The following is a 21,680-nucleotide window of genomic DNA, read 5'->3' on the forward strand; positions in this document are numbered from 1 at the left end:
TGACAGCGCGAGTGTGTGTCATGTCGATTCTCAGAAGGGCGGTTGTTCGGTGGTGTGGGTGGTGATGGGGTCGGGGATGAAGGTGAGGGTGCCGATGGGGGTGTCGGTGTAGTGGCGTCCGGTGGGGCTGGTCCATTGGAGGATGCCGTGGCCGAGTTGTTTCACGCGCCAGAGGGTGTGGTGTTTGACGATGTGGTGGGGTCGGCAGGAGTCGCCGAGGTTCTCTTTGCTGGTGGGTCCGCCCAGGGCGGCGTCGATCGTGTGGTCTTGGTCGCAGGTCCAGGGGGGTCTGGTGCAGCCGGGGAAGCGGCAGTGTTCGTCTCTGACGTGCAGGAAGCGTTTGAGTTCGGCGGTGGGCCGGTACCGGTCGACGGCGACCGGTTCGCCGGTGGAGGGGTGGGTGAGGACTCTGTCCCAGCCGGGGGCGCCGGCGGCGAGGTGTTTGGCGGTTGCCAGGTCGATGGGTCCGTGGCCGGCGAGGAGGGCGGGTTGTTTGGAGTGGCCGAGGAGGGTGAGGGCGGGGATGGTGATCTGCACGGTCGCCTTGATCGCGTCCAGGGCGTCGCCGTGGCCGGTGGGGGCACCGGTGAGGAGGATGTCGGCGAGGATGTCGGCACGCTTCTGATCCATGGTGCGCGGGTCACTGTCCTCGTCAGCGGTGGGATCGTCGCTGGTGCAGGCGTCGGCGTGGGGCCCGGTGATCAGCGTGAACCACGGCTCGCCGTCACCCTCGGTCGCCGCCGTGCCCGTCTCGCCCGCGTCAGCGGTGCCCGACTCCGCGGTGCCCGCGTCCGCGCCGCTCGCGTCTGCGTCGCTCGCGTCTGCGTCGCTCGCGTCGGCAGTGCCCGCGTCGGCAGTGCTTGCGTCGGCGGTGCTCGCGTCGGCGGTGCTCGCGTCGCCCGTGCTCGTGCCGGCCGCGTTCGTGTCGCAGGTCGGATCACCCGTGGTGACCTCGCCGCCGGCTACGTTGCCGTCTGCGGTGCCGGTGTCGCTCGCGCCCACGCCCGTGTCGCCCGCGTCACTCGCGCCCGTGTCCGTCGCCGTGGCGGGCGTCTTCTTTCTCGTGGTGCGGGTGAGGGTGTGGGCGGCGGCGGTGAGCCGGTCGTAGATCGCGTGGGCGAGCACGGCGGGGCCCTCGAACACGATCCGTCCGCGCCCGTGGGGCAGATCGATCAGCTGCACGAACCGTTCTTCTTTGGAGCGTTCGATCTCCGCGGCCACACTGTCGGGGTCGATCCGGGCGGCGAGGACCTTCACGATCTTGCTCAGCCGGTACGGAGTCTCACTTGCTGCGGCGACCAACGCCCGGTGCTCATAGTCGGCCCGCTTGTCGGCGTCGGCGATCAGGGTGCCCGCGTCCACGATCGTATGCGCGTGCGCGAGATCGATCTCCCCCTTGCCCAGCGCGGTGTGGGTCTCGGGGAACATCTGAACCAGCAGCGACGCGGTCCCCATCCGCGACTGCACCGAACGGTCGGACAGCCGCATCGCCGCGGCCAGCTCGGCGGAGATCTCCCGCAACGGCAGATCATGGGTGACCCGCAGGCCACGCTCGCGCCGATCGCGTTCCCGCTCGATCACGACATCGACCGCCTGCGCGAGCAGCTCCGACTCATGCGCCTGCAGCGCGGCGATCTGCTGACGCGTATCGACCAGATCCGACACGAGAGCATCCAGCGTGCCCCACAACCCCGAACGCGTGACCGGGCCCGACAACGCGTCGGGACCAGCCGTGAAGTCGCCGGCGGGCGCGGGCCCGTGACCGAGCTCAGGCTCAGGAGCGCGCGGGTCACCCGGCTCCGGCTCTACCGGATCAGGGGACTGCGGAACAGAAGACACGAGAACAAGCTCCAGACGAACGCCAATGACGATGGGCGTGCCCGCGGCGTCTGAACGAAAGGAACCGACAGATGAGTCGACCCCGCGTGATGATCTCGGTCTCAGTGCTACTTCACGAATCGCGGACCTGCGATATACATCCATAGTAGCAGATATAAACGATATTGCAACCATTGATAACGAAGCAGAAGCAAATATTTATCCGATTCAGCGGAGAGGTGCGGACGACCATGCGCGTATTGCGTGCGGCATCCATCGCGACCGTCGCCCGGTGCATCACATCGTTGCAGCCATCTCCGACATGCACTTCGTGAATCGACCTCAGCAGTGAGACCGGTCACTACTCTGAGGAGATGCAGCCGGAGATCCCGCTGTCGGGCGGCAATGCGAGTGTGGGCGTGGTTCGAGTCGGCTCAACCGTCAGAAAGCCGTGGACGGAGAACTCGGCGGGCGTCGCCGCATACATGCGCGCGCTGCGCGCGCGGGGCATCGACCTTCCCGAGCCGCGCGGCCGAGATGACCAGGGCCGTATGGTCACCGAGTACGTCCGCGGGACTCTTGCGATGGACTCGCCCCCTCTGAATCGAGACGAGCTCACCCGGGTGGGCGCGATGATCCGCGCGATCCACGACGCGAGTGTCGGGCTCGATCCCGAAGAGCTCGGTCTGGGCCCGGCGCTCCTTCCCGTGGCCGATCCGAATTTGGTCTGCCACGGCGACCTGACTCCGTGGAACCTTGTCATCGGTGACCGTTGGGTATTCATCGACTGGGACGGCTCCGCCGCCAGCACTCGCGTGTGGGACCTCGCCTATTCCGCCCAGGCGTTCACGCTCAACGACGTCACCGAGGACCCCACGGCGGCGGCGCAGAGGCTGCGTGCCTTCGTCAGCGGCTATGGGGCGGACGCCATGCTTCGCGCCCAACTGACTTCGGCGCTCGCAGGTCGCGCGTGGGCGATGCACGACATGCTCGAGCGTGCGCATCACGACGGCCGCGAACCCTGGGGTTCGATGTATACAGAGGGCCACGGCGCGCACTGGCGGGCCGTCGCGCGATACCTGGAACAGCACGCTGGGGTCTGGCAGGCGGCTCTCACTGCCGCGTGACGGAAACCGGCCCTCAGAACAGTCGGTCGGCCGCGGCATCCACTCGTCTCGGCAAAGCCGCACCCCTCGGCGACGCCACACCCCTTGTCGAAGCCGCGCTCCGCGAAGCCGCACTCCGTGCCCCGGCGAGCGACGTCGTCATGACCGGTCCGGCCACCGCGCGCCTCGGCTGATCGTCTTCGAGCCGGCCGTCGAGGCCGTGCACGCGCAGCAGTGGACGCACACGCTTGCCGAGCCAAGCGCGATATCCCTTCGGCGCATACGCCGAGACGCCCGGATACAGTCCGCGATACGACGACAGGAGCTCGGGATGCTGCCGCTCAAGCCACTGCAGGAACCACCCCTTCGCTCCCGGCCGCAGATGCAGCGCCCCGAACACCACGCGCACCGCGCCGGCGGCCTTGATGCGGGCCAGCGCGTCGTCGAGCATCGGGATCGAATCGGTCAGATGCGGCAGGATCGGCATGAGGAACACCGTCACCGCGAATCCCGCATCGGTCGCCGCGCGCACGGTCTGCAGCCGCGCCGCCGTCGACGGCGTACCGGGTTCGACCGAGTGCTGCAGCGCGTCATCGAACATGGCGATCGACATCGCGAGCGAGACGGGGACGTGGGATGCCGCCTCCACCAGCAGCGGCAGATCCCGGCGCAGCAGCGTGCCCTTCGTGAGGACCGAGAACGGCGTGGCCGATTCGGTGAGGGCCTCGATGATGCCGGGCATGAGCCCGTAGCGTCCCTCCGCGCGCTGATACGGATCGGTGTTGGTGCCCAGCGCCACGGGTTCGCGCCCCCACGTTCCGCGCGAGAGCTCGCGGCGCAGCACCTCGGCGACGTTCACCTTCACGACCACCTGCGAGTCAAAGTCGTGCCCGGCGTCCAGGTCGAGGTACTCGTGCGTGCCGCGGGCGAAACAATAACTGCAAGCATGACTGCACCCCCGATACGGGTTCACGGTCCAGTCGAACGGCATCGCCGACGATCCCGGCACGCGGTTCAGCGCGCTCTTGCTCATCACCTCGTGGAACGTCACGCCCGCGAACTCGGGCGTCGTCACCGACCGGACGAAGCCGCTCAGCCGTTCCATGCCGGGCAGGGCCGCGGCATCCGTCGCCCCCACATCCTGCCCCTGCCATCGCATCACACCATGGGAACAGATCTACGAGAGAATGTCAACAGTGAAGAGGGGAGTGTCGAATCCTGGGAGCGCTCTCGACCTGGAGCGAATCGAAGGGGCAGAATAGATCAGGTGACGGCCCCCGACCCGCACGATCCCCTCGTGGTGCACGCCCCCCTCACGCGGCGTGCGCTCCGTGAGGCGCGCGCTCGGGCCGACGCCGAGCAGCGGGCCCGGAGCACCGCGCGGCCGGTGCAGGACGAGGCGATGGATGCCGCGGCCGCCGCCAGCTCCACGATCGACGTGGACGCATCCACGGTCGCCGATCGCGCCGACACCGCCACCGTCCAGACGCTGCCGATCCCGGTCATCGAGCCCGACGAAGACGGGCCCTCGCACCCGCCGATCTTCAAGCCGCCGCCACCGCCGCTGCCCGAGGGCGGACTGCGCCCGGTGCCGCGCCCCTTGACCACCGAGCACGCGCACGCGCGTCACGCGCGCAAGCCGCGCGTCGGCGTCACCGCGCGGATCAGCCTCGCGGCCGCGTCGGCGCTCGTGCTCGCCGGCGGCGGATCGGCGTTCGCGCTCTCGCAGCTGCCCGAGCAGAACGTGTCGGTGACGGCGGAGAGCACGCTCGTCGCCGACATCACCGGCTCGAAGGTCGGGCCGCGCATGGTCGATCCGACGATGGAGCCCACCACGACGCCGACAGCCGCGCGCGACGAGACCGTGCCGTCGTTCGACCAATCGCTCGCCTCCATCGCCCTGTGCGACACCGACGACTTCACCCGTGCGCTGAAGAACGGCGACGACGCCGCGGCGATCCGCGCGGCGGGCGGCGCCGAGCAGTTCCGCGACGCGGTGGCCGACGGTCAGGCGCCGTGCGTTCCGCTCACCGACCCGACGCACGTGTGGGTCGTCGTCGACAAGACGCACGCCCTCGACCCGAAGGACTACGCCCCCTCGCCGCGTCAGCAGCCGAGCGGCATGGAGAGCCTGGACGGCAGCGGCCTGCGCAGCGATGCCGCCGATGCCCTCACGGCGCTCGACAAGGCCGCGCGCAAGGCCGGCGCCGGGCAGATCGCCCTGAACAGCGGCTACCGCTCGTACAAGACGCAGATCGGCAACTACGGCACGCAGAAGGCCGACCGCGGCACGAAGGGCGCCGACGCCGTCAGCGCGCGCCCCGGCTACAGCGAGCACCAGACGGGCTTGGCCGCCGACGTCGTGCCGTGCACCGACGGCTCGTGCGCCACGCTCGACGACGTCGCCGGCAGCCCGCAGGGCGACTGGATCGTCAAGAACGCGTGGAAGTACGGCTGGATCGTCCGCTATGAGAAGGGCGAGACCGACGTCACCGGCTACGAGCCCGAGCCCTGGCACCTGCGCTACATCGGCCGCGACCTCGCCGGGGCCTACCACGACGGCGGCTATCGCACCCTCGAGCAGTTCTTCGGGCTGCCGGCCTCTCCCGACTACGCCGACTGAGCACTCGCGCGACGCCGCTCGGGCCGTGAGAATGCTCTCTTGTGCAGTCCGGCAACGCCTGCCGCGGCATCCCGTCTTTCCTTGTAGGCGGCACTGAATGCCATAGGTCGTGAGACTGGATGCCGCGTAGGATCAAGGTGCCGCGACAGCGAATCCGCGTCGCGAGCTCGACGAAGAGAGAGGTTCCGCCCGCCATGGAACGGGAGATCTACGACGAAGACCACGAGGCGTTCCGCGACGTCGTCAAGGAGTTCCTCAAGCGCTACGCGACCAACGACAAGCGCGAGCAGTGGGACAGAGACGGCGAGATCGACCGTGAGACCATGCTCGCCGCGGGCGAGGCCGGCATCATCGGCCTGTCCGTTCCGGAGGAGTTCGGCGGCGCCGGGATGCTGCAGGACTACCGCTTCCGCTCGATCGTGCTTGAGGAGACCATCCAGTCCGGCAACGGCTCGCTGGCCGGCGCCTTCGGCATCCAGGACGACCTGGCCGTGCCGTACCTGGTGCACATGGGCACGCCCGAGCAGAAGCAGAAGTGGCTGCCGAGGATGGCGACCGGTGAGATCCTCGGCGCGCTCGCGATGACCGAGCCCGGTGCCGGATCCGACCTGCGCGGCATCAAGACCACCGCGAAGAAGGTCGACGGCGGCTACATCGTCAACGGGGCGAAGACGTTCATCTCGAGCGGCAAGACCGCCGATGTCGTCGTCACGTTCGTCAAGACCGGCGAGGGCAACCGCCCCGACGCGTTCAGCCTCGTGCTCATCGAGGACGGCATGGAGGGCTTCGAGCACGGCAAGAAGCTCAACAAGGTCGGCTTCCACGGGTGGGACACCGCTGAGCTCAGCTTCACCGACGTGTTCGTGCCCGACGAGAACCTCATCGGCGGTGCCGAGGGCAAGGGCTTCATCCAGCTGATGATGAACCTGCCGCTCGAGCGCCTGTCGATCGGCGTCGCCGCGGCGGCCGCCGGCGAAGCCGCGTTCAAGTGGACGCTCGACTACACGCTGAGCCGCGACGCGTTCGGGCAGCCGGTCGCCGACTTCCAGAACACGCGCTTCTCGCTGGCCGACATGGCCACGACGGTCGACGTGATGTGGACCTACGTCGACCGCGCGATGATGCTCTACAAGGACCGCAAGCTCAGCGCCGAAGAGGCCGCGAAGGTCAAGTTCTGGGCGACCGAGCGCGAGTGGGAGCTTCTCGACCTCGGTGTGCAGCTGCACGGCGGGTACGGCTACATGCTGGAATACCCGATCGCCCGTGCGTGGACCGACGCCCGTGTGCACCGCATCTACGGTGGCACGAACGAGATCATGCGCGACATCGTGTCGCGCCAGTTGGTCGGTCGCAAGTAGCCGACGGTTCGGGATGCCGCGGCCCCGCGCTCATGCAACGCTCGGGGCCGCGGCATCCGTCAGTCTGTGTGATGTCGTCACAGCGGTGCTCGTCCGCTCGGTCGGGGCCACCGCGCGCTGACGCCGCCCACCCCACAGCGTGCCCGCACGTCGCTAGCATCGGGTGCGGAGTGCGAAAGGGGAGCGCATGGCCGACGACCCCGAGCGGGAGTGGCCCTTCGTCGCCCGCGATGCCGAGCTCGACATGCTCACCGCCGTCGTCGAGGCGGGCCGTGACGACCCCGATGCGCCGGCCGGTGCGGTCATCGTCGCTGCTGCCGGGGTGGGCAAGACCCGGCTCGCGCGTGCCGTGGCCGACGCGGCGCGGACCCGCGGCATCCCGGTCCTGCGCACGGTCGGCACGCGCGCGACCGGACGCACGCCGTACGCGGCGGTCGCGCATCTCACCCCCGACGTCGTGCCCGAGGGCGATGCCGCGGCGCACTATCGCGCGGTCGCGCAGGCGCTGCCGGCTGGCCCTCGGCCCCTGCTCGTCGTGGACGACGCGCACCTTCTCGACGAAGGCAGCGCCGCGCTCGTGCTTCACCTCGCGCTGACCGGCGCGATCACACCGCTGGTCACGGCGCGCCGCGGCACCGCCGTGCCGGATCCCATCACAACGCTGTGGGCCGACGGCTTGGCCGCCCGTGTCGACCTGCAGCCGCTGTCGGCGCACGAGACGGGGCTGCTGCTGCGCGCCGCCCTGGGCGGGCACGTCACCGCCGTCACGGTGCATCGCCTCGCGCAGATCTCGGCCGGCAACGCGCTCTACCTGCGCGAGCTGGTGCGCGCCGCCACCGAGTCGGGTGCGCTGCGCGAGAGCGACGGCGTCTGGACATGGGACGGGACGGTGGTCGTCGGGGATCGGCTGGTGGATGCCGTCGGCCGGCGCCTGGGCGAGCTCTCGGCCGACGAGCGCACCGCGCTGACGCGCCTGGCCGTCGGCGAGCCGTTGCCGATCGCGCTCGCCGAGGACGTCGCGGAAGACGCCGCCGGATCCGACGCGCTCTGCCGGCTGGAGTCGCAGGGACTCGTGCGGATCGACGACGGCGTGTGCCGACTCGAGCATCCGCTCTTCGGCGACGTCCTGCTCGCGGAGCAGGGCAGGGCGGCCACCCGCACGGCGCTGCGCGCGGTCGTGGACGCGGCCGAGCGGCTCGCGCCCGGCGACGACCTGCTGCGCCGCACCACCTGGCGGCTCGACGCCGGCGCGCCCGCGCCCGCGGCGGACCTTCTCGCGGCGGCGCGCCTCGCCCTGGCGGCGTTCGATGCCGAGCGCGCCGGGCACCTGGCTGAGGCGGCGGTGGCGGCGGGGTTCGCGCCCGAGGCCGAGGCGCGCGTGGTGCTGGCGACCGCCTGGATCCGCCGGATGCGCTTCGCCGAGGCCGCCGCCGAGCTGGAGCGCGCCGAACCCGAGGTGCTCGCGCACGGGTCGCCGGCGCTGCGCCGCGAATGGCTGGACGCGAGCATCGTCGTGCTGCACCAGGGGCTCGGACGCAGCGGCGACGCCGAGCGCCTGCTCGTGCGCACCGAGAGTGCACCCACGGCCACCGACGCCGACCGGCGCCTGGCCCGCGCACTGCGGGCGAACATCCTCGTCGACGATGGGCGGCTCGCCGAGGCGATCGCACTGACCCGGGCGATCCTCGCCGACGACGCGCCGCCCGATTACGCGGCGGTGCTCGCGGCATCCTCCCTCGGCGAAGCCGAAGCGCTGAGCGGGCTGACGCGCAGCGCCCGGCGCACGCACCAGCTGCTGTACGGACTGCGCGACGCAGGGGTCCCCGAGGCGCAGCGCGCCGGCGACTACGCGGGGCTGCAGGAGCTCATGTGCCGCACCCTCGAGGGCCACGCCGACAGCGCGGCCGCGGTCGCCGAGGACATCTACCGCATGATGGTCGCCGGCCACGAGCACACCACCGTGGGGCTCTGCGCCCTCGTCGCCGGCAAGGCGCAGCTGCTGCAGGGGCGTGTCGCGGTGGCCGTTCAGACCCTGCGCGAAGCGGTCGACCTGCTGCGCCGCACCGACCTCGACGGAGCGCTGCCCTGGGCCCTGTCGATGCTGGCGCAGGCCGAAGCGCTGTCAGGGCGCCTGCCCGACGCCCGCGCGGCACTCGCCGAGGCCCGCGCGCTGCACCGTGATCCGGTGCCGGCGCGCTCGCGGTTCGACCTCGCGCTCGCCGAGGTGCGGGTACGGGCGGCCGGGGGAGAGCTGAGCGCCGCGGCGGACCTCGCGCTCGCGGCGGCGAACGGACCGGACCTCGCCGAGTTCGCCGTGTACCGCGCCCAGCTGCTGCACCTGGCCGCGCAGTTCGGCATCGACGACGCCGCAGTGCTGCCACAGCTGAAGGCATTGGCGGAGCAGGCGGAGTCCGATCTGGTGCCGCTGCTATGCGAGGTCGTGGCCGGGGGCGCGGCATCCGACCCCGTCCGCCTCGCGCGGGCGAGTGAGCAGCTCGAAGAGCGCGGACTGCGACTGAAGGCGCTCGCGGCGGCGGCCGACGCCGCGCGACTGCTGACGGCGGAGGGGGCGGACGCCGCGGCCGCGCGCCAGCGCGCGCGGGCGGCGCGTCTGCAGCAGCAGTGCGGTGCCACTCCCGTGGCCGAGGTCGTCGGCGCGAAGCAGCTCAGCCGGCGCGAGCGCGACGTGGCGCTGCTCGCCGCCCGCGGCTTGACGAACGCGGCCATCGCCGAGCGGCTCGTCGTATCGGTGCGCACGGTCGAATCGCATCTGTACCAGGTGTTCGGCAAGCTCGGCGTGCAGCATCGCGACGAGTTGGCGCGGGCGCTGGAGCGCGTCACCGGAAAACCAGTGGTCGACTACTGAGGCATTCGGCGGCGCGGCGACCTACCGTGGATGCGAACACCGGTGGCCGCGCGGTGGGGAACGACGGCACGCCACGGCGGGAACCAGGGAGGGTGCGATGTCGGCAGACGATGGCGACGCGGCCCGGGGCTCCGAGCGGGGGACGGGACGGGACGGACGGCGCGCCGCTCAAGGAGGCGGTCGCGGTGCGGGGGATGCTGGGGATCCGGCCACCGCGGCGCCGTCCGCTTCCGCACCCGACGCGGCGCTGATCGCAGAGCTGCCCGCCGAATCGGCGGTCGCCCTGCGGCTGCGCCGGGCGAGGCATCCCGACAGCACCATCGCGGTCGCGCTGGGGATTCCCGTGCAGGCGGTGCCGGTCACGCTGAAGATCGCGCAGGGCAAGCTCGACGCCCTCGCCCGCGAGTAGGGGCGGGATGCCGCGGGTCCGCCGCGGCTCAGCAGACTCTCAGTGCGGTCACGGCGGTCTTTGTCATTGCGCGGCGCTTACTGAGGGGAGGAAGTCCCGCGCAACGCCGCCGGAACCCGGAGTGCGGTCGCGCGAGCTCAAGCCGGGAGGCTCAGCATGATTCGTCATTCCTCCGGCGCGATGCGCCGGTTCCTCTTGCCCGGGGTCCTGATCGCCGCGGCATCCCTGTCTCTCGTGGGGTGCGCGGCGTCGTCGTCTTCGGGCTCGACGCCCGCCGCGAACGCCAATGCGCCCGGCAAGGCGTCCGACACGATCTCGTGGGCGCTGCCCCCGGCGACCACCCCGAACTGGATCTGGCCGTTCTCGCCGATCGCAGACTTCTCGGTCACCAACTCCGACATGCAGCTGATGATGTACCGCACGCTCTACTGGTACGGCGACAACGGCAAGACCGGCGTCGACTACTCGCTGAGCCTCGCGAAGAAGCCGGTGTTCAGCGACGGAGGCAAGACGGTCACGATCTCGCTCAACCCGTACAAGTGGTCGAACGGCGAGAGCGTCACCGCCCAGGACGTGATCTTCTGGATCAACATGGACAAGGCCGAGAAGGCCAACTACGCCGCGTACTCGCCGGGCCAGTTCCCCGACAACATCGTCACGGCGACGGCGAAGGACTCGTCCACGGTCGTCCTGACCACCGACAAGGCGTACAGCCAGGAGTGGTTCCTGATGAACCAGCTCAGCCAGATCACGCCGATGCCGATGGCGTGGGACATGACCAGCGCCACCACCAAGGGTGACTGCGCGACCGACGTCAGCGGCTGCAAGGCCGTGTACGCGTACCTGAACGCGCAGTCGAAGGACCTGCCGTCGTATGCGACCAGCAAGATCTGGTCGGTCGTCGACGGGCCGTGGAAGCTGTCGAGCTTCAGCTCCGACGGGCACGTGACGTTCGTGCCGAACGCCGACTACTCGGGTCCGCAGAAGGCGCAGGTCAAGGAGTTCAAGATGGTGCCGTTCACCACCGACTCCGCGGAGTTCAACGTTCTGCGCAGCGGGTCGACCATCGACGTGGGCTACATCCCCACGCAGGACATCGCGAAGGCCAAGTCGGCCTCCACGGCGCCGGACGCGGCCGGACCCAATCCGCTGAGTGAGAACTACACGCTGCTGCCGTGGTTCCTGTACGGGTTCAACTACTTCCCGATCAACTACAACAACCCCACCGTGGGGCCGATCTTCCAGCAGCTGTACTTCCGCCAGGCGCTCCAGTCGGTCGTCGATCAGAAGGGCATCATCAGCTCGACTGCGAAGAACTACGGCGTCGAGACCACCGGGCCCGTCCCGCTGTTCCCCGACAGCCCGCTGGTGTCACAGACCGAGAAGAGCAACCCGTATCCGTTCAGCATCGACAACGCGACGAAGTACCTGACCGACAACGGATGGAAGGTCGTGCCGAAGGGCACGTCCACCTGCGTGAAGCCGGGCACCGGGGCCGGTGAGTGCGGCGCGGGCATCACGGCCGGCGAGGCGCTGACGTTCTCGCTGCCGTATGCCAGCGGCAACGCCACCATCGACACCGCGATGGCGTCGCTGAAGTCGAACGCCGCGCAGGTGGGCATCACGCTCAACCTGAAGCCCGAGCCGTTCAACTCCGTCACCTCGACGGCCGTCCCCTGCAGCGGCAAGACCTGCACGTGGGAGATGGGCAACTGGGGCGGCGGCTGGGTGTACGCGCCCGACTACTACCCGACCGGTGAGCTGCTGTTCGCGACGGGCGCCGGGTCGAACTCGGGCAGCTACTCCAACGCCACGCTCGACAAGCTGATCGCCGCCACCAACACGCAGAGCGGCACGGCCGTAATGCAGGCGTACGAGGACTTCATGGCCAAGAACGTGCCGGTCATCTACCAGCCCAACTACACCTACTCGCTGACCGAGATCGCCAACGGGCTGAAGGGCTACACGGCCAACAACCCATACGGCTCGATCAAGCCGGAGGACTGGCACTACTGACGCGAGGGTAGAACCGCTCGCGGCAGGGCCGCGACGAGCACGGGCAGGTCAGGGAGGCGAAGCCGATGGTCGGGTACATCGTCCGCCGCCTGCTGCAGTCCGTGCTCGTCGTGCTCGTGGTCACGGTGATCGTGTTCATCCTGCTGCACTCGCTGCCCGGCGGGCCGGCGCGGGCCATCCTCGGCCCGCGTGCCACACCGTTGCAGATCGCGCAGTTCAACAGCGACAACGGCCTCGACCGCCCCCTGATCGTGCAGTACGCGACGAGCGTGGCCGGTTGGTTCACCGGGAACTTCGGGTTCTCGTACGTGCTCAACCAGTCGGTCGGGTCGCTTCTGGCCGAGCGACTGCCCAAGACGATCATCCTCGCCGCGCTCTCGCTCGTGCTGACGGTGATCGTCGCGGTGCCCGTGGGCATCTGGCAGGCCGTGCGCCGCAACCGCCTCTTCGACTACATCGCGACGGGACTCTCGTTCATCTTCTATGCGGCGCCGACCTTCTTCCTCGGACTGATCCTCATCGAGGTGTTCTCATCGTGGCTGGGGTGGCTGCCGCCCGAGGCGCCCCAGTCGAACGGCGTCGTGCCGATCTTCCAGCAGTTCCCGGCCATGATCCTGCCGATCGTGACGCTGGCGCTGCTGTCGATCGCGGGGTTCTCGCGCTACATGCGCTCGTCGGTGCTCGACAACGTCAGCCAGGACTACGTGCGCACCGCGCGGGCGAAGGGCGCCTCGCCGTCACGCGTGCTGTGGCGGCATGTGCTGCGCAACGCCCTGATCCCGATCATCACGCTGCTCGGGCTGTCGCTGCCGGCGCTGTTCGCCGGCGCCCTCGTGACAGAGTCGATCTTCAACTTCCCCGGCATGGGGCTGCTGTTCTGGCAGGCGGCCCAGCAGTCCGACTACCCGGTGGAGCTGGGGGTGGTGATCGTCACGGCGTTCGCGACGGTCATCGGCAACCTGCTGGCCGACGTCGGGCTGGCCGTGATCGATCCACGGGTGACGCTGTGAGCGTGCAGCCGGGCGGCCAGATCGCGGGAGGGGTGGATGCCCCGGCCGCCGGGCCCGCGGCATCCACCCCCGGCACTCCCGCGGTGTCGCGCGGTGGCCCTGCGAAGAGCCTGTTCCGGCTCGGCTTCGAGGTCTTCATCCAGAACCGCCTCGCGATCGTGGGGATCGTCGTGGTCGCGCTGGCGATCCTGTTCTGCTTCGTCGGCCCCCTGATCTACCGCACCGACCAGGTCACCGTCGACCTCACCCTCGCGAACCTGCCGCCGGGGCCCGGGCATCCACTCGGCACCGACGGTTCGGGGTACGACGTGCTGGGTCGGCTCATGGTGGGCGGGCAGACCTCGCTCATCGTCGGGCTCGCCGCCGCCGCGATCGCGACGATCGTCGGCACGGTGTGGGGTGCGGTCGCGGGCTTCTTCGGCGGCTGGGTCGACGGGGTCATGATGCGCATCGTGGACGCGATCCTCGCGATCCCGATCCTGTTCCTGCTGCTGTTCCTCGTGACGATCGTGCGGCCGTCGCTGCCGGTGATGATCTTCGTCATCGGGCTGACCGCCTGGCTCGTGCCCGCACGGCTCGTGCGCGGCGAGTCGCTGACGCTGCGGGTGCGCGAGTATGTGCAGGCGGTGCGGGTGATGGGCGGCTCGTCGTGGCGCAGCGTCAGCCGGCACATCATGCCCAACGTGATCGGCACGGTCATCGTGAATGCGACGTTCCAGGTGGCCGACGCGATCCTGCTCGTCGCCTACCTCGGATACCTGGGCCTCGGCATCTCCCCGCCGGCGACCGACTGGGGCGGCATGCTCAGCAACGGCACGCAGTACGTGTTCTTGAACTACTGGTGGCTCATCTACCCGGCGGGGCTGGCCATCATCGTCGTCGTGGTCGCCGTCAACCTCGTCGGCGACGGGCTGCGCGACGCGGTCGAGGTGCGGCTGCAGCGCCGCTGAACGGGGTGGGAGATGGCGCTTCTCGAAGTCGCGGGCCTGTCGACCGACATCCGCCTGAGCAAGACCGTGGTGCACGCGCTCGACGACGTGTCGTTCACCGTCGAGGCGGGTCAGACCGTGGGACTCGTCGGCGAGTCGGGATGCGGCAAGACCATGACCGCGATGTCGATCGAGCGGCTGCTGCCGCCGGGCGGGCACATCACCGGCGGTCGGGTGCTCTTCGACGGGATGGACCTCGTCGCGCTGCCCGAGAAGCGCATGCGCGCGGTGCGCGGCGGCGACATCGGCATGATCTTCCAGGACCCGATGACGAGCCTGAACCCCGTGCAGACGATCGGCGAGCAGGTCGCCGAGCCCCTGCTGCTGCACCGTGGGCTCAGCCGCGCGCAGGCGCGCGAGCCGGTGCTCGAGATGCTGCGCCTGGTGGGCATTCCGCACCCCGAGCAGCGCGTCGACAGCTATCCGCACCAGCTGTCGGGCGGGCAGCGGCAGCGCGTGATGATCGCGATGGCGCTCATCTGCCACCCCAAGCTGCTCATCGCCGACGAGCCGACGACCGCGCTCGACGTGACCGTGCAGAAGCAGATCCTCGAGCTCATCGACGCGCTGCGCGAAGAGCTCGGGATGGCCGTGATCCTCATCACGCACGACCTCGGAGTGATCGCCGGCCGTGCCGACCGCGTCGTCGTGATGTACGCGGGCCGGGTCGCCGAGACCGCCGAGACGCACACCCTGTTCGAGCGGCCGCGCCACCGCTACACCGAGGCGCTGTTCGAGGCGCTGCCCGAGCGCGCCGCCGACACCGGCGAGCGGCTGTACTCGATCCCCGGGCTGCCGCCCGAGCTGACCGAGCGGGCGACCGCGTGTCCGTTCGCGCCGCGCTGCCGCTTCGCGACCGAGCAGTGCCGCACCGAGCTGCCGCTCCTGGAGCCCGCCGACGACGGCGACCCCACGCACGGGTTCGCCTGCTTCGTGCCGCGCGACGAGCCGATGCCCGCGCAGCAGGGGCTGCCCGCGGCATCCCCCGCCTCCCGCGACACCGCGGACGCGGCATCTCCCGCCCCGCGCGAGGCGGCGGCCGCGGCATCCCTCGACGAGCGCGACTGGGTTGCGCCCACCCGGTTCATCCCCGCCGACGGCGCCCCGCTGCTCGCGCTCGATGGGCTGGTCAAGGACTTCCCGGTCACCCGCGGCGGGCTGCTGCGCACCCGGGTCGGCACGGTCAGCGCCGTCGCCGGCGCGACGCTCGAGATCGCGCGCGGGCAGACGCTGGGCCTGGTCGGCGAGTCGGGTTGCGGAAAGACGACGCTCGGGCGGCTCGTGGTGGGGCTCGACCTGCCGACGGCGGGACGCATCCTTTTCCGCGGGCGCCCGCTCGCCCACCGGCATCGCCGCGACCTGCGCGAAGACCGGCGCAACGTGCAGTTCATGTTCCAGGACGCGTACGCCTCGCTGGACCCCCGCATGCGGGTGCGGGCGATCCTGCGTGAGCCGCTCGAGATCCAGCACGTGGGCACCGCGCACGACCGCGACCGGCGCGTCGACGAGCTGCTCGAGGACGTCGGGCTGCCCCGGCACGCCGCCGACCGCTACCCGCACGAGTTCTCCGGCGGGCAGCGGCAGCGGATCGGCCTGGCCCGCGCACTCGCGCTGCAGCCGGCGCTCATCGTCGCCGACGAGCCGGTCTCGGCGCTCGACGTATCGGTGCAGGCGCAGGTGCTCAACCTCATGAAGCAGCTGCAGCGCGAGCGCGAGCTGACCTACCTGTTCATCAGCCACGACCTCTCGGTGGTGCGCTATCTGTCCGACGTGATCGCCGTCATGTACCTGGGCAAGGTGGTCGAGATCGGTCCGGCGGCCGAGGTCTACGCGGCGCCGCAGCACCACTACACGCGCGGGCTGATCGACGCGATCCCGGTGGCCGATCCGGTCGCCGAGCGCGCGAAGGCCAAGCTGGGCGTGAGCGGCGAGCTGCCGAGCGCGATGGATCCGCCCAGCGGCTGCCGCTTCCGCACCCGGTGCCCCGCCGCGCAGGAGATCTGCGCGCAGGTCGAGCCGGTGCTGCGGGTCGGCGGCGGATCGGCGCAGGACGCCGGACCGGAGACGGCGGGGGTGGATGCCGCGGGCCGTGTCGTGCACCGGGTGGCCTGCCACTTCCCGCTGCGGGGCGATACCGTCGCGGCCGCGATGTCGCAGGGCGGCTTGGCGGTCGGCGGGCCGGAAGCCGCGCCGCGCGCGGGCATGGGGCCCGTCCACACGACGAGCCGCGGACGGCGCGAGGGGGTGTGAGCGGCGGCGGCGCGGCATCCCGCCGGCGCATCGTGTTCAGAACTCAGCATGTCTTCGCGTTCCCGGGCGTGCCGCTCGGCGTGTCGGGGGTTGGTCGTTCCGTTCTTGCGGAGAACCGAACAGGCGAGAGCAGATGCCGCGGCTCGGGATGCCGCGGCTCGGTTGATCCGCGGGCTCAGAGCCCCCAGGGCCAGAACACGGCGAACAGCGCCGCCGACGCGGCGAGCAGGAGCACGACGAACACCGTGTCGCGGGCACGGAACGGCACCTCGTGGCGTTCGGTGCGGTCGGGGTACGCGCCGAAGGCGCGGGCATCCATCGCCAGGGCGACGCGCTCGGCGTGCCGGATGGCCCCCGCCAGCAGCGGCACCATATAGCCGAAGCCGCGGCCGAGCGCGGCCAGCGGGCCGCGTGCCTGCCCGCGCACGCGATGCGCCTGCCGGATCACCTCGAGCTCGCGCCGGAAGCGCGGCACGAACCGGAACGCCGCGATCGCCGTGTAGCCCACCCGGTACGGCACGCGCAGCTGCTGCACGAGGGAGCGGGCGAGGTCCTGCCCGGTCGTGGTCAGCCCCGCGATGAGTGCCAGCGCGACGATCGCGGCCAGGCGCAGGCCGGTCGCGAGTCCGATCAGCACCGCCGCGCCGTACAGCGTCCATCCGCCGATGCGCAGCACGACGACATCGTGCGCGATGCCGGCGGGATCGGTCCACAGGGAGAAGCCGACGGTCATGATCACGATGAGTGCGGGAACGACGAGCAGCAGCATGACCGCCGTGCGCACGGTCAGGCGTGCGCCCACGAGCAGCACGGCGTAGGCCAGCACGAGAAAGGCCAGCGGTGTCGCGAGATCACGCACGAAGATCAGCAGCAGCATCGCCGGCAGCGGTGCGAGCAGCTTGGCGAGCGGGTTCAGCCCGTGCAGGAAGTGTGTGGAGGCCGGCTGCGCGGCGGATGCACTCATGCGTGCGCTCCGGGCAGGTCGGACAGGCGCACGACGCCGTCGAGTTCGGGATGCCGCGCCAGCCCCCGCAGCGCGGCGCGCAGCGGCGGGGGCCGCAGTCCGGTGCGCGCGATGAGCGCATCATCGGCGAAGACGGTGGGGGTCGGCCCGTCGGCGAGCACGCGCCCCTCGTCGAGCAGGATCGTGCGGCTCGCGTGCTCGGCGACGAGCTGCATGTCGTGCGTGACGATGATGATCGTGGTGCCGTCGCGGTTGAGGTCGGTGAGCAGGCCGAGCAGCTCATCGGCGCGGGCGCGGTCCTGCCCGAAGGTCGGCTCGTCGAGGGCGAGCACCGGGGCGCCCGCGACGAGCGCGGTGCCCACCGAGAGGCGCCGCTTCTGCCCGCCCGACAGCAGGAACGGGTGCACATCGGCACGGTCTTCGAGGCCGAAGCGGCGCAGCACGTCGTCGATGCGCGCGTCGGTCTCGTCGGCGGGAAGGTGCCGCAGCCCGTAGGCGAGTTCGTCTCGGACGGTGTGCGTGACGAACTGGTGCTCGGGGTTCTGGAAGACGAAGCCGATGCGGCTCGTCAGATCGCGGATGCGCCGGAGATCGACGCCGCCGACCGACACCGTGCCGCGGGGAGCGCGCACGACACCGGCGAGTGCCTGCAGCAGGCTCGTCTTGCCGGCGCCGTTCGGGCCGACCACGGCGACGAACTCGCCGGGACGGATGTCGAGGCTCACGTCGCGCAGCACCTCGGTCGTGCCGCGGTGCAGGGTGAGGTGGCGGGCGGTCACTGCTCCGGTCGCGGTCGCCCCGCGAGCGAAGCGAGTCGAAACGACATGCGGCTGTCGGGGTGTTGCGACTCGCGGCTGCGCCGCTCGCGGGGCGAGCGGAGGTATATCGACACCGGTCGCCCCGTGAGCGAAGCGAGTCGAAACGCCCGGGGGCCGGCGCTCGCCCTCGAGCGCCGCGCGCAGCTCGGCCGGCGTCAGTGGCAGCGGGTCGAGCGCGTACCCGGCCCGGCGCAGCCGAAGAGCGGCCAAGGCCGCCGTCGGCAGCCAGACACCCAGCGCGTGCAGCTCGGCGGCGCGGGTGCGCAGGATGTCGGCGGCAGGGCCATCGGCGATCGTGCGGCCCGCGGCATCCATCACCACCACCCGATCGACGAAGCCGATCGTCTGATCGAGGTTGTGCTCGATGAGCACGACCGCACAGTCGCCCGTCTTCACGATCTCGGCGAGGGTCACGAAGACCTCGTCGACGCCGCGCGGATCGAGGTTCGCGGTGGGCTCGTCGAGTACGAGCAGCGGCGAGCCCAGCGCCAGCGCCGCGGCGATCGCGAGGCGCTGCCGTCCGCCGCCCGAGAGGGCGTCGGGGCTGTCGGCACGGTGCTCCCACAGGCCGACGCGCCGCAGTGCGTCTTCGCTGCGCTGCAGCACCTCGCTCACCGGCAGTCGCAGGTTCTCGGGTCCGAACGCGACCTCGTCGAGCACCGTGCCGGTGACCAGCTGCGCGTCGGGGTCCTGGAACACCATGCCGATCCGGGTGGCGAGGCGGGCGATGGGGGTGGATGCCGCATCCATGCCGTCGACCGTCACGCTGCCGCTCACCTCGGCCTCGATGTCGTGGGGGATGAGGCCGTTCAGCGTCAGGGCGAGGGTGGACTTGCCCGATCCGCTCGGGCCGAGCAGCAGCACGACCTCGCCCGGCCGCACGGTGAACGACGCGCCGGCGGGTGCGAACACGGTCTCGCCGTCGTGGCGCACGGCGAGGTCCTGCACGCGCAGGAGCGGCATGTCAGCGCCGGCCCGTGCGGCGTCCGATGCCGGCCTGGCGCAGCTTCGTCCCGACGAGAAGGCCCAGCGCCGTCCAGGCGACGGGGCCGAGCACCGCGCACACGAGGTAGGAGATCTGCGCCCAGAGCGGGAAGGTGGCGAGGTCGACGACCATCCAGACGACGACCGCGACGATGACGCCGATGATCACGGCGGAGACGAAGAAGCGCCACGCGCGCCACTCGCGGTAGCGGGTGACGGCGGCCACGAGCTCTTGGATGCCGCCGAACAACAGCGCGGTGCCGAGGAACCGCGCTGCCCACTGCGGAGCCGCGGCGCTGGCGACGAGGGCCGCGAGAACGTGCGTGAGCAGGGCGACCCAGGGCAGGCGCAGGACCTCTTGCGCGATGATGCCGGGGAGCACGTGCACGCCGAGCACGAAGCCGTACACGATCGGCAGCGTCACGACGATGACGGGCGTGACCCACCCCGCGATGCCGCCGAGGATGCCGGTGGCGACGCCGATCGCCGCGCACACGAGCAGTGTGCGGGTCGACAGGACGGCGCGGGCGGGCATCGAGTCATTCTATCGGCGCGGGTGAGGCGAACCTCAGACCGGGTCGATGCCCGGAGGCCACTGGAGCCGCAGCCCCGGTACCTCGTGATCGCGGAGGAAACTCCGGACGAACGGACACAGCGGCACGACCGTCTGGCCGCGGGCCGCGGCATCCCGCAGCGCCTCCTCGATCAGCCGGGTGCCGAGGCCCTTCTCGCGGAACGCCGGGTCGATCACCGTCTCGGGGAATCGCACGATCCCCGGCGCGATCGGCTCGACGACGGCGTAGCCGCCGAGCACGCCGTCGAGGTCGATCTCATAGCGGCTGCGCGCGTCGTTGAAGGTCACGGTCGGCGCCGGGTCAGGCATCCGGCCACTCCACGCGCAGGCCCTCGACCGTGTTCTCGCGCAGATACTTCTGCACGACCGGGCACAGCGGCACGACCGTCTCGCCGCGCGCGGCGATGTCGGCGAGAGCGCCGCCGACGAGCGTTCCCGCGAGTCCCTGCCCGCGATACGACGGGATGATCACCGTGTGCGGCAGGCGTAGGCGCCCGTCGGCGTCGGGATGGATCTCGGTGAAACCGGCCAGCTCGCCGTCCACGGCGATCGTGTAGCGGGCGTTCTCGTCGTCGCGCTCGACGCTCGTCTCGGCCATCGGAGGCTCCTCTCGTCGCTGGCTCCAACGTACGGAGGGCGACGGGTGTTCCGCCAGGGGTGTGCCGGCGTGCCGAGGCGTCGTGCGCGGGTCAGTGGTGGAAGAGGCGCAGCCCCGTCTGCACGCGGGCGATGCCCAGCTGGATGCAGGCTTCCTCGACCTCGTCGGAGCGCGTCGACCCGCCCGGCTCGACGATCGTGGTCACGCCGAACTCGGCGGCGTGGTCGACGTTGTCGCGGAAGGGCAGGAACCCGTCCGACACCATGGTCACGCCGCTCAGCTCGCCGACCCACGCGTCGCGCCACAGCGGCTCGTCGTACGCGGCCTTGGCCTGCTCGCCGAACAGGCGCCCGAACTCCTCGAGCTGCAGGTGGGTCATCTCGTGGCCCGCGAAGCGGATCTGCCAGTTCAGGCGGTCCTGGCGCTTCATCCCGTTCACGGTCGGCAGGTCGCGCACGAGCGGGTGCCGGCGCAGCCACCACACCCGCGCCTTCGACCCGGCCAGGCGCACGCAGTCGACACGGTTCTGCTGCCCCGCGCCGATGCCGATCGCCGCGCCGTCCTTGACGAACACGACCGAGTTCGACTGCGTGTAGCGCGCCGCGGCCATGCCGATCAGGGCGTCTTCGCGCACGCGCGGCTCGAGGTTGTCGGGCAGAGTGGCCGCCAGGTCTGCGGCATCCCGATCCTGCACCAGGGTGGCGCCCATCACGTCGCGGCGCTCGCGGGCTGGCAGCTCGACGGCGGGGTCGACCTCGAAGACGAGGAACTTTCCGCCGCGCTTGGCGCTGAGCACCTCGAGGGTGCCCTCCTCGAACCCGGGGGCGATGAGCGCGTCGCAGATCATCGTGCGCAGGAACTCGGCGGTGGCCGCATCGACCGGACGCGACAGCGCGATCACGTCGCCGAACGACGACTTGGGGTCCGCGTCGCGCGCCCGCACGTAGGCGGAGAGCAGGCCGTCGGCGCCCTCGAGGTTCCAGGTCTCGCGCGCGGTGTCGTCCACGGGGCCGGCGATGGCGGCACCCGCGGGGGAGACATGCTTGAAGGATGCCGCGGCCGGCCGACCCGTGACGTCATCGGCCTCGCGCACCAGCGCGTAGGCGTTCAGGGCGTCGAGGTAGTTGATCATCGACGGGGCCCCGTTGCGGATCGTAGGGCCACCGGTGACCTCGGCGGACTGGTGCGGGTTCATTCCGTAGCGCATGCGCGTGCTCCAGGTCGGTCGACGCCGTGCGTCGACGTCGGTTTCGATGGGCACCCAGGCGGGCGATGCCGGTCTTGCTGCGCTCCCTGC

18 protein-coding genes are annotated in these 21,680 nt (G+C 70.9%); 10 read left to right on the top strand and 8 right to left on the bottom strand.

Annotation, left to right across the window (positions count from 1 at the left end):
* Positions 1-30 precede the first annotated feature (30 nt).
* On the bottom strand, positions 31-1,839 hold the full coding sequence (locus ABMQ42_RS02595; RefSeq protein WP_349721186.1) for an HNH endonuclease signature motif containing protein: 1,809 nt from the start codon (positions 1,837-1,839) through the stop codon (positions 31-33).
* Positions 1,840-1,864: 25 nt separating this feature from the next.
* Between ABMQ42_RS02595 and ABMQ42_RS02600 the strand changes: the two genes are divergently transcribed.
* On the top strand, positions 1,865-2,170 hold the full coding sequence (locus ABMQ42_RS02600; RefSeq protein WP_349721187.1) for a hypothetical protein: 306 nt from the start codon (positions 1,865-1,867) through the stop codon (positions 2,168-2,170).
* Between the two features lie 22 nt (positions 2,171-2,192).
* Complete coding sequence (locus ABMQ42_RS02605) at positions 2,193-2,945, top strand: phosphotransferase (RefSeq protein ID WP_349721188.1); 753 nt, start codon at positions 2,193-2,195, stop codon at positions 2,943-2,945.
* Positions 2,946-2,958: 13 nt separating this feature from the next.
* Here ABMQ42_RS02605 and ABMQ42_RS02610 read toward each other — a convergent pair whose 3' ends face one another.
* The gene (locus tag ABMQ42_RS02610) at positions 2,959-4,083 is read right to left on the bottom strand and encodes an Rv2578c family radical SAM protein (protein ID WP_349721189.1); all 1,125 of its coding nucleotides are present in this window, start codon (positions 4,081-4,083) and stop codon (positions 2,959-2,961) included.
* A 108-nt stretch (positions 4,084-4,191) separates the two neighbouring features.
* Here ABMQ42_RS02610 and ABMQ42_RS02615 point away from each other — a divergent pair, with 108 nt between their 5' ends.
* The 8 genes from ABMQ42_RS02615 (at position 4,192) to ABMQ42_RS02650 (ending at position 16,445) form a co-directional block, all read left to right on the top strand.
* Entirely contained in the window at positions 4,192-5,547 is a 1,356-nt protein-coding gene (locus tag ABMQ42_RS02615; RefSeq protein WP_349721190.1) for a M15 family metallopeptidase, read from the top strand.
* Between the two features lie 194 nt (positions 5,548-5,741).
* The gene (locus ABMQ42_RS02620) at positions 5,742-6,905 is read left to right on the top strand and encodes an acyl-CoA dehydrogenase family protein (protein WP_349721192.1); all 1,164 of its coding nucleotides are present in this window, start codon (positions 5,742-5,744) and stop codon (positions 6,903-6,905) included.
* Between the two features lie 187 nt (positions 6,906-7,092).
* Entirely contained in the window at positions 7,093-9,771 is a 2,679-nt protein-coding gene (locus tag ABMQ42_RS02625) for a helix-turn-helix transcriptional regulator (protein ID WP_349721193.1), read from the top strand.
* A gap of 97 nt (positions 9,772-9,868) precedes the next feature.
* Complete coding sequence (locus ABMQ42_RS02630) at positions 9,869-10,180, top strand: hypothetical protein (protein WP_349721194.1); 312 nt, start codon at positions 9,869-9,871, stop codon at positions 10,178-10,180.
* 156 nt (positions 10,181-10,336) lie between these two features.
* Positions 10,337-12,196: an ABC transporter substrate-binding protein gene (locus tag ABMQ42_RS02635; RefSeq protein ID WP_349721195.1), complete on the top strand. Its 1,860-nt coding sequence runs from the start codon at positions 10,337-10,339 to the stop codon at positions 12,194-12,196.
* A gap of 65 nt (positions 12,197-12,261) precedes the next feature.
* Positions 12,262-13,206, top strand: coding sequence for an ABC transporter permease (locus ABMQ42_RS02640; protein ID WP_349721196.1), 945 nt, complete (start codon positions 12,262-12,264; stop codon positions 13,204-13,206).
* On the top strand, positions 13,203-14,156 hold the full coding sequence (locus ABMQ42_RS02645; protein ID WP_349721197.1) for an ABC transporter permease: 954 nt from the start codon (positions 13,203-13,205) through the stop codon (positions 14,154-14,156). Before ABMQ42_RS02640 ends, ABMQ42_RS02645 begins: the two co-directional genes overlap by 4 nt.
* 12 nt (positions 14,157-14,168) lie before the next feature.
* Entirely contained in the window at positions 14,169-16,445 is a 2,277-nt protein-coding gene (locus ABMQ42_RS02650; protein ID WP_349721198.1) for an ABC transporter ATP-binding protein, read from the top strand.
* A 175-nt stretch (positions 16,446-16,620) separates the two neighbouring features.
* Here the strand turns inward: ABMQ42_RS02650 and ABMQ42_RS02655 are convergent, their stop codons facing one another.
* Genes ABMQ42_RS02655 through ABMQ42_RS02680 form a run of 6 tightly spaced genes read right to left on the bottom strand, consistent with a single transcriptional unit; the run spans position 16,621 to position 21,644 of the window.
* Complete coding sequence (locus tag ABMQ42_RS02655; RefSeq protein WP_349721199.1) at positions 16,621-17,409, bottom strand: energy-coupling factor transporter transmembrane component T family protein; 789 nt, start codon at positions 17,407-17,409, stop codon at positions 16,621-16,623.
* Complete coding sequence (locus tag ABMQ42_RS02660; RefSeq protein ID WP_349721200.1) at positions 17,406-19,190, bottom strand: ABC transporter ATP-binding protein; 1,785 nt, start codon at positions 19,188-19,190, stop codon at positions 17,406-17,408. Before ABMQ42_RS02660 ends, ABMQ42_RS02655 begins: the two co-directional genes overlap by 4 nt.
* A 1-nt stretch (position 19,191) precedes the next feature.
* Positions 19,192-19,746 carry an ECF transporter S component gene (locus ABMQ42_RS02665; RefSeq protein ID WP_349721201.1) on the bottom strand — a complete coding sequence of 185 codons (555 nt, stop codon included), beginning with the start codon at positions 19,744-19,746 and terminating at the stop codon, positions 19,192-19,194.
* Positions 19,747-19,779: 33 nt separating this feature from the next.
* A complete protein-coding gene (locus tag ABMQ42_RS02670) occupies positions 19,780-20,094 on the bottom strand; it encodes a GNAT family N-acetyltransferase (protein WP_349721202.1) in 315 nt (104 codons plus the stop codon).
* Positions 20,087-20,440 (bottom strand): GNAT family N-acetyltransferase, encoded by a 354-nt coding sequence (locus tag ABMQ42_RS02675; protein ID WP_349721509.1) that lies wholly within the window; start codon positions 20,438-20,440, stop codon positions 20,087-20,089. Before ABMQ42_RS02675 ends, ABMQ42_RS02670 begins: the two co-directional genes overlap by 8 nt.
* Before the next feature lie 34 nt (positions 20,441-20,474).
* Positions 20,475-21,644, bottom strand: a complete 1,170-nt coding sequence (locus ABMQ42_RS02680) for a phosphoribosylaminoimidazolecarboxamide formyltransferase (protein WP_349721203.1) — start codon at positions 21,642-21,644, stop codon at positions 20,475-20,477.
* Positions 21,645-21,680 lie beyond the last annotated feature (36 nt).

The sequence above is a fragment of the Microbacterium sp. KR10-403 genome (assembly GCF_040196215.1).
In the GTDB taxonomy this organism is placed as follows: domain Bacteria; phylum Actinomycetota; class Actinomycetes; order Actinomycetales; family Microbacteriaceae; genus Microbacterium.

Coding starts and splice junctions, on each gene's coding strand:
- ABMQ42_RS02600 (WP_349721187.1), top strand. CDS start 1,865: ATGACGATGGGCGTGCCCGCGGCGTCTGAACGAAAGGAACCGACAGAT.
- ABMQ42_RS02605 (WP_349721188.1), top strand. CDS start 2,193: ATGCAGCCGGAGATCCCGCTGTCGGGCGGCAATGCGAGTGTGGGCGTG.
- ABMQ42_RS02610 (WP_349721189.1), bottom strand. CDS start 4,083: ATGCGATGGCAGGGGCAGGATGTGGGGGCGACGGATGCCGCGGCCCTG.
- ABMQ42_RS02620 (WP_349721192.1), top strand. CDS start 5,742: ATGGAACGGGAGATCTACGACGAAGACCACGAGGCGTTCCGCGACGTC.
- ABMQ42_RS02625 (WP_349721193.1), top strand. CDS start 7,093: ATGGCCGACGACCCCGAGCGGGAGTGGCCCTTCGTCGCCCGCGATGCC.
- ABMQ42_RS02630 (WP_349721194.1), top strand. CDS start 9,869: ATGTCGGCAGACGATGGCGACGCGGCCCGGGGCTCCGAGCGGGGGACG.
- ABMQ42_RS02635 (WP_349721195.1), top strand. CDS start 10,337: ATGATTCGTCATTCCTCCGGCGCGATGCGCCGGTTCCTCTTGCCCGGG.
- ABMQ42_RS02640 (WP_349721196.1), top strand. CDS start 12,262: ATGGTCGGGTACATCGTCCGCCGCCTGCTGCAGTCCGTGCTCGTCGTG.
- ABMQ42_RS02650 (WP_349721198.1), top strand. CDS start 14,169: ATGGCGCTTCTCGAAGTCGCGGGCCTGTCGACCGACATCCGCCTGAGC.
- ABMQ42_RS02655 (WP_349721199.1), bottom strand. CDS start 17,409: ATGAGTGCATCCGCCGCGCAGCCGGCCTCCACACACTTCCTGCACGGG.
- ABMQ42_RS02660 (WP_349721200.1), bottom strand. CDS start 19,190: ATGCCGCTCCTGCGCGTGCAGGACCTCGCCGTGCGCCACGACGGCGAG.
- ABMQ42_RS02665 (WP_349721201.1), bottom strand. CDS start 19,746: ATGCCCGCCCGCGCCGTCCTGTCGACCCGCACACTGCTCGTGTGCGCG.
- ABMQ42_RS02670 (WP_349721202.1), bottom strand. CDS start 20,094: ATGCCTGACCCGGCGCCGACCGTGACCTTCAACGACGCGCGCAGCCGC.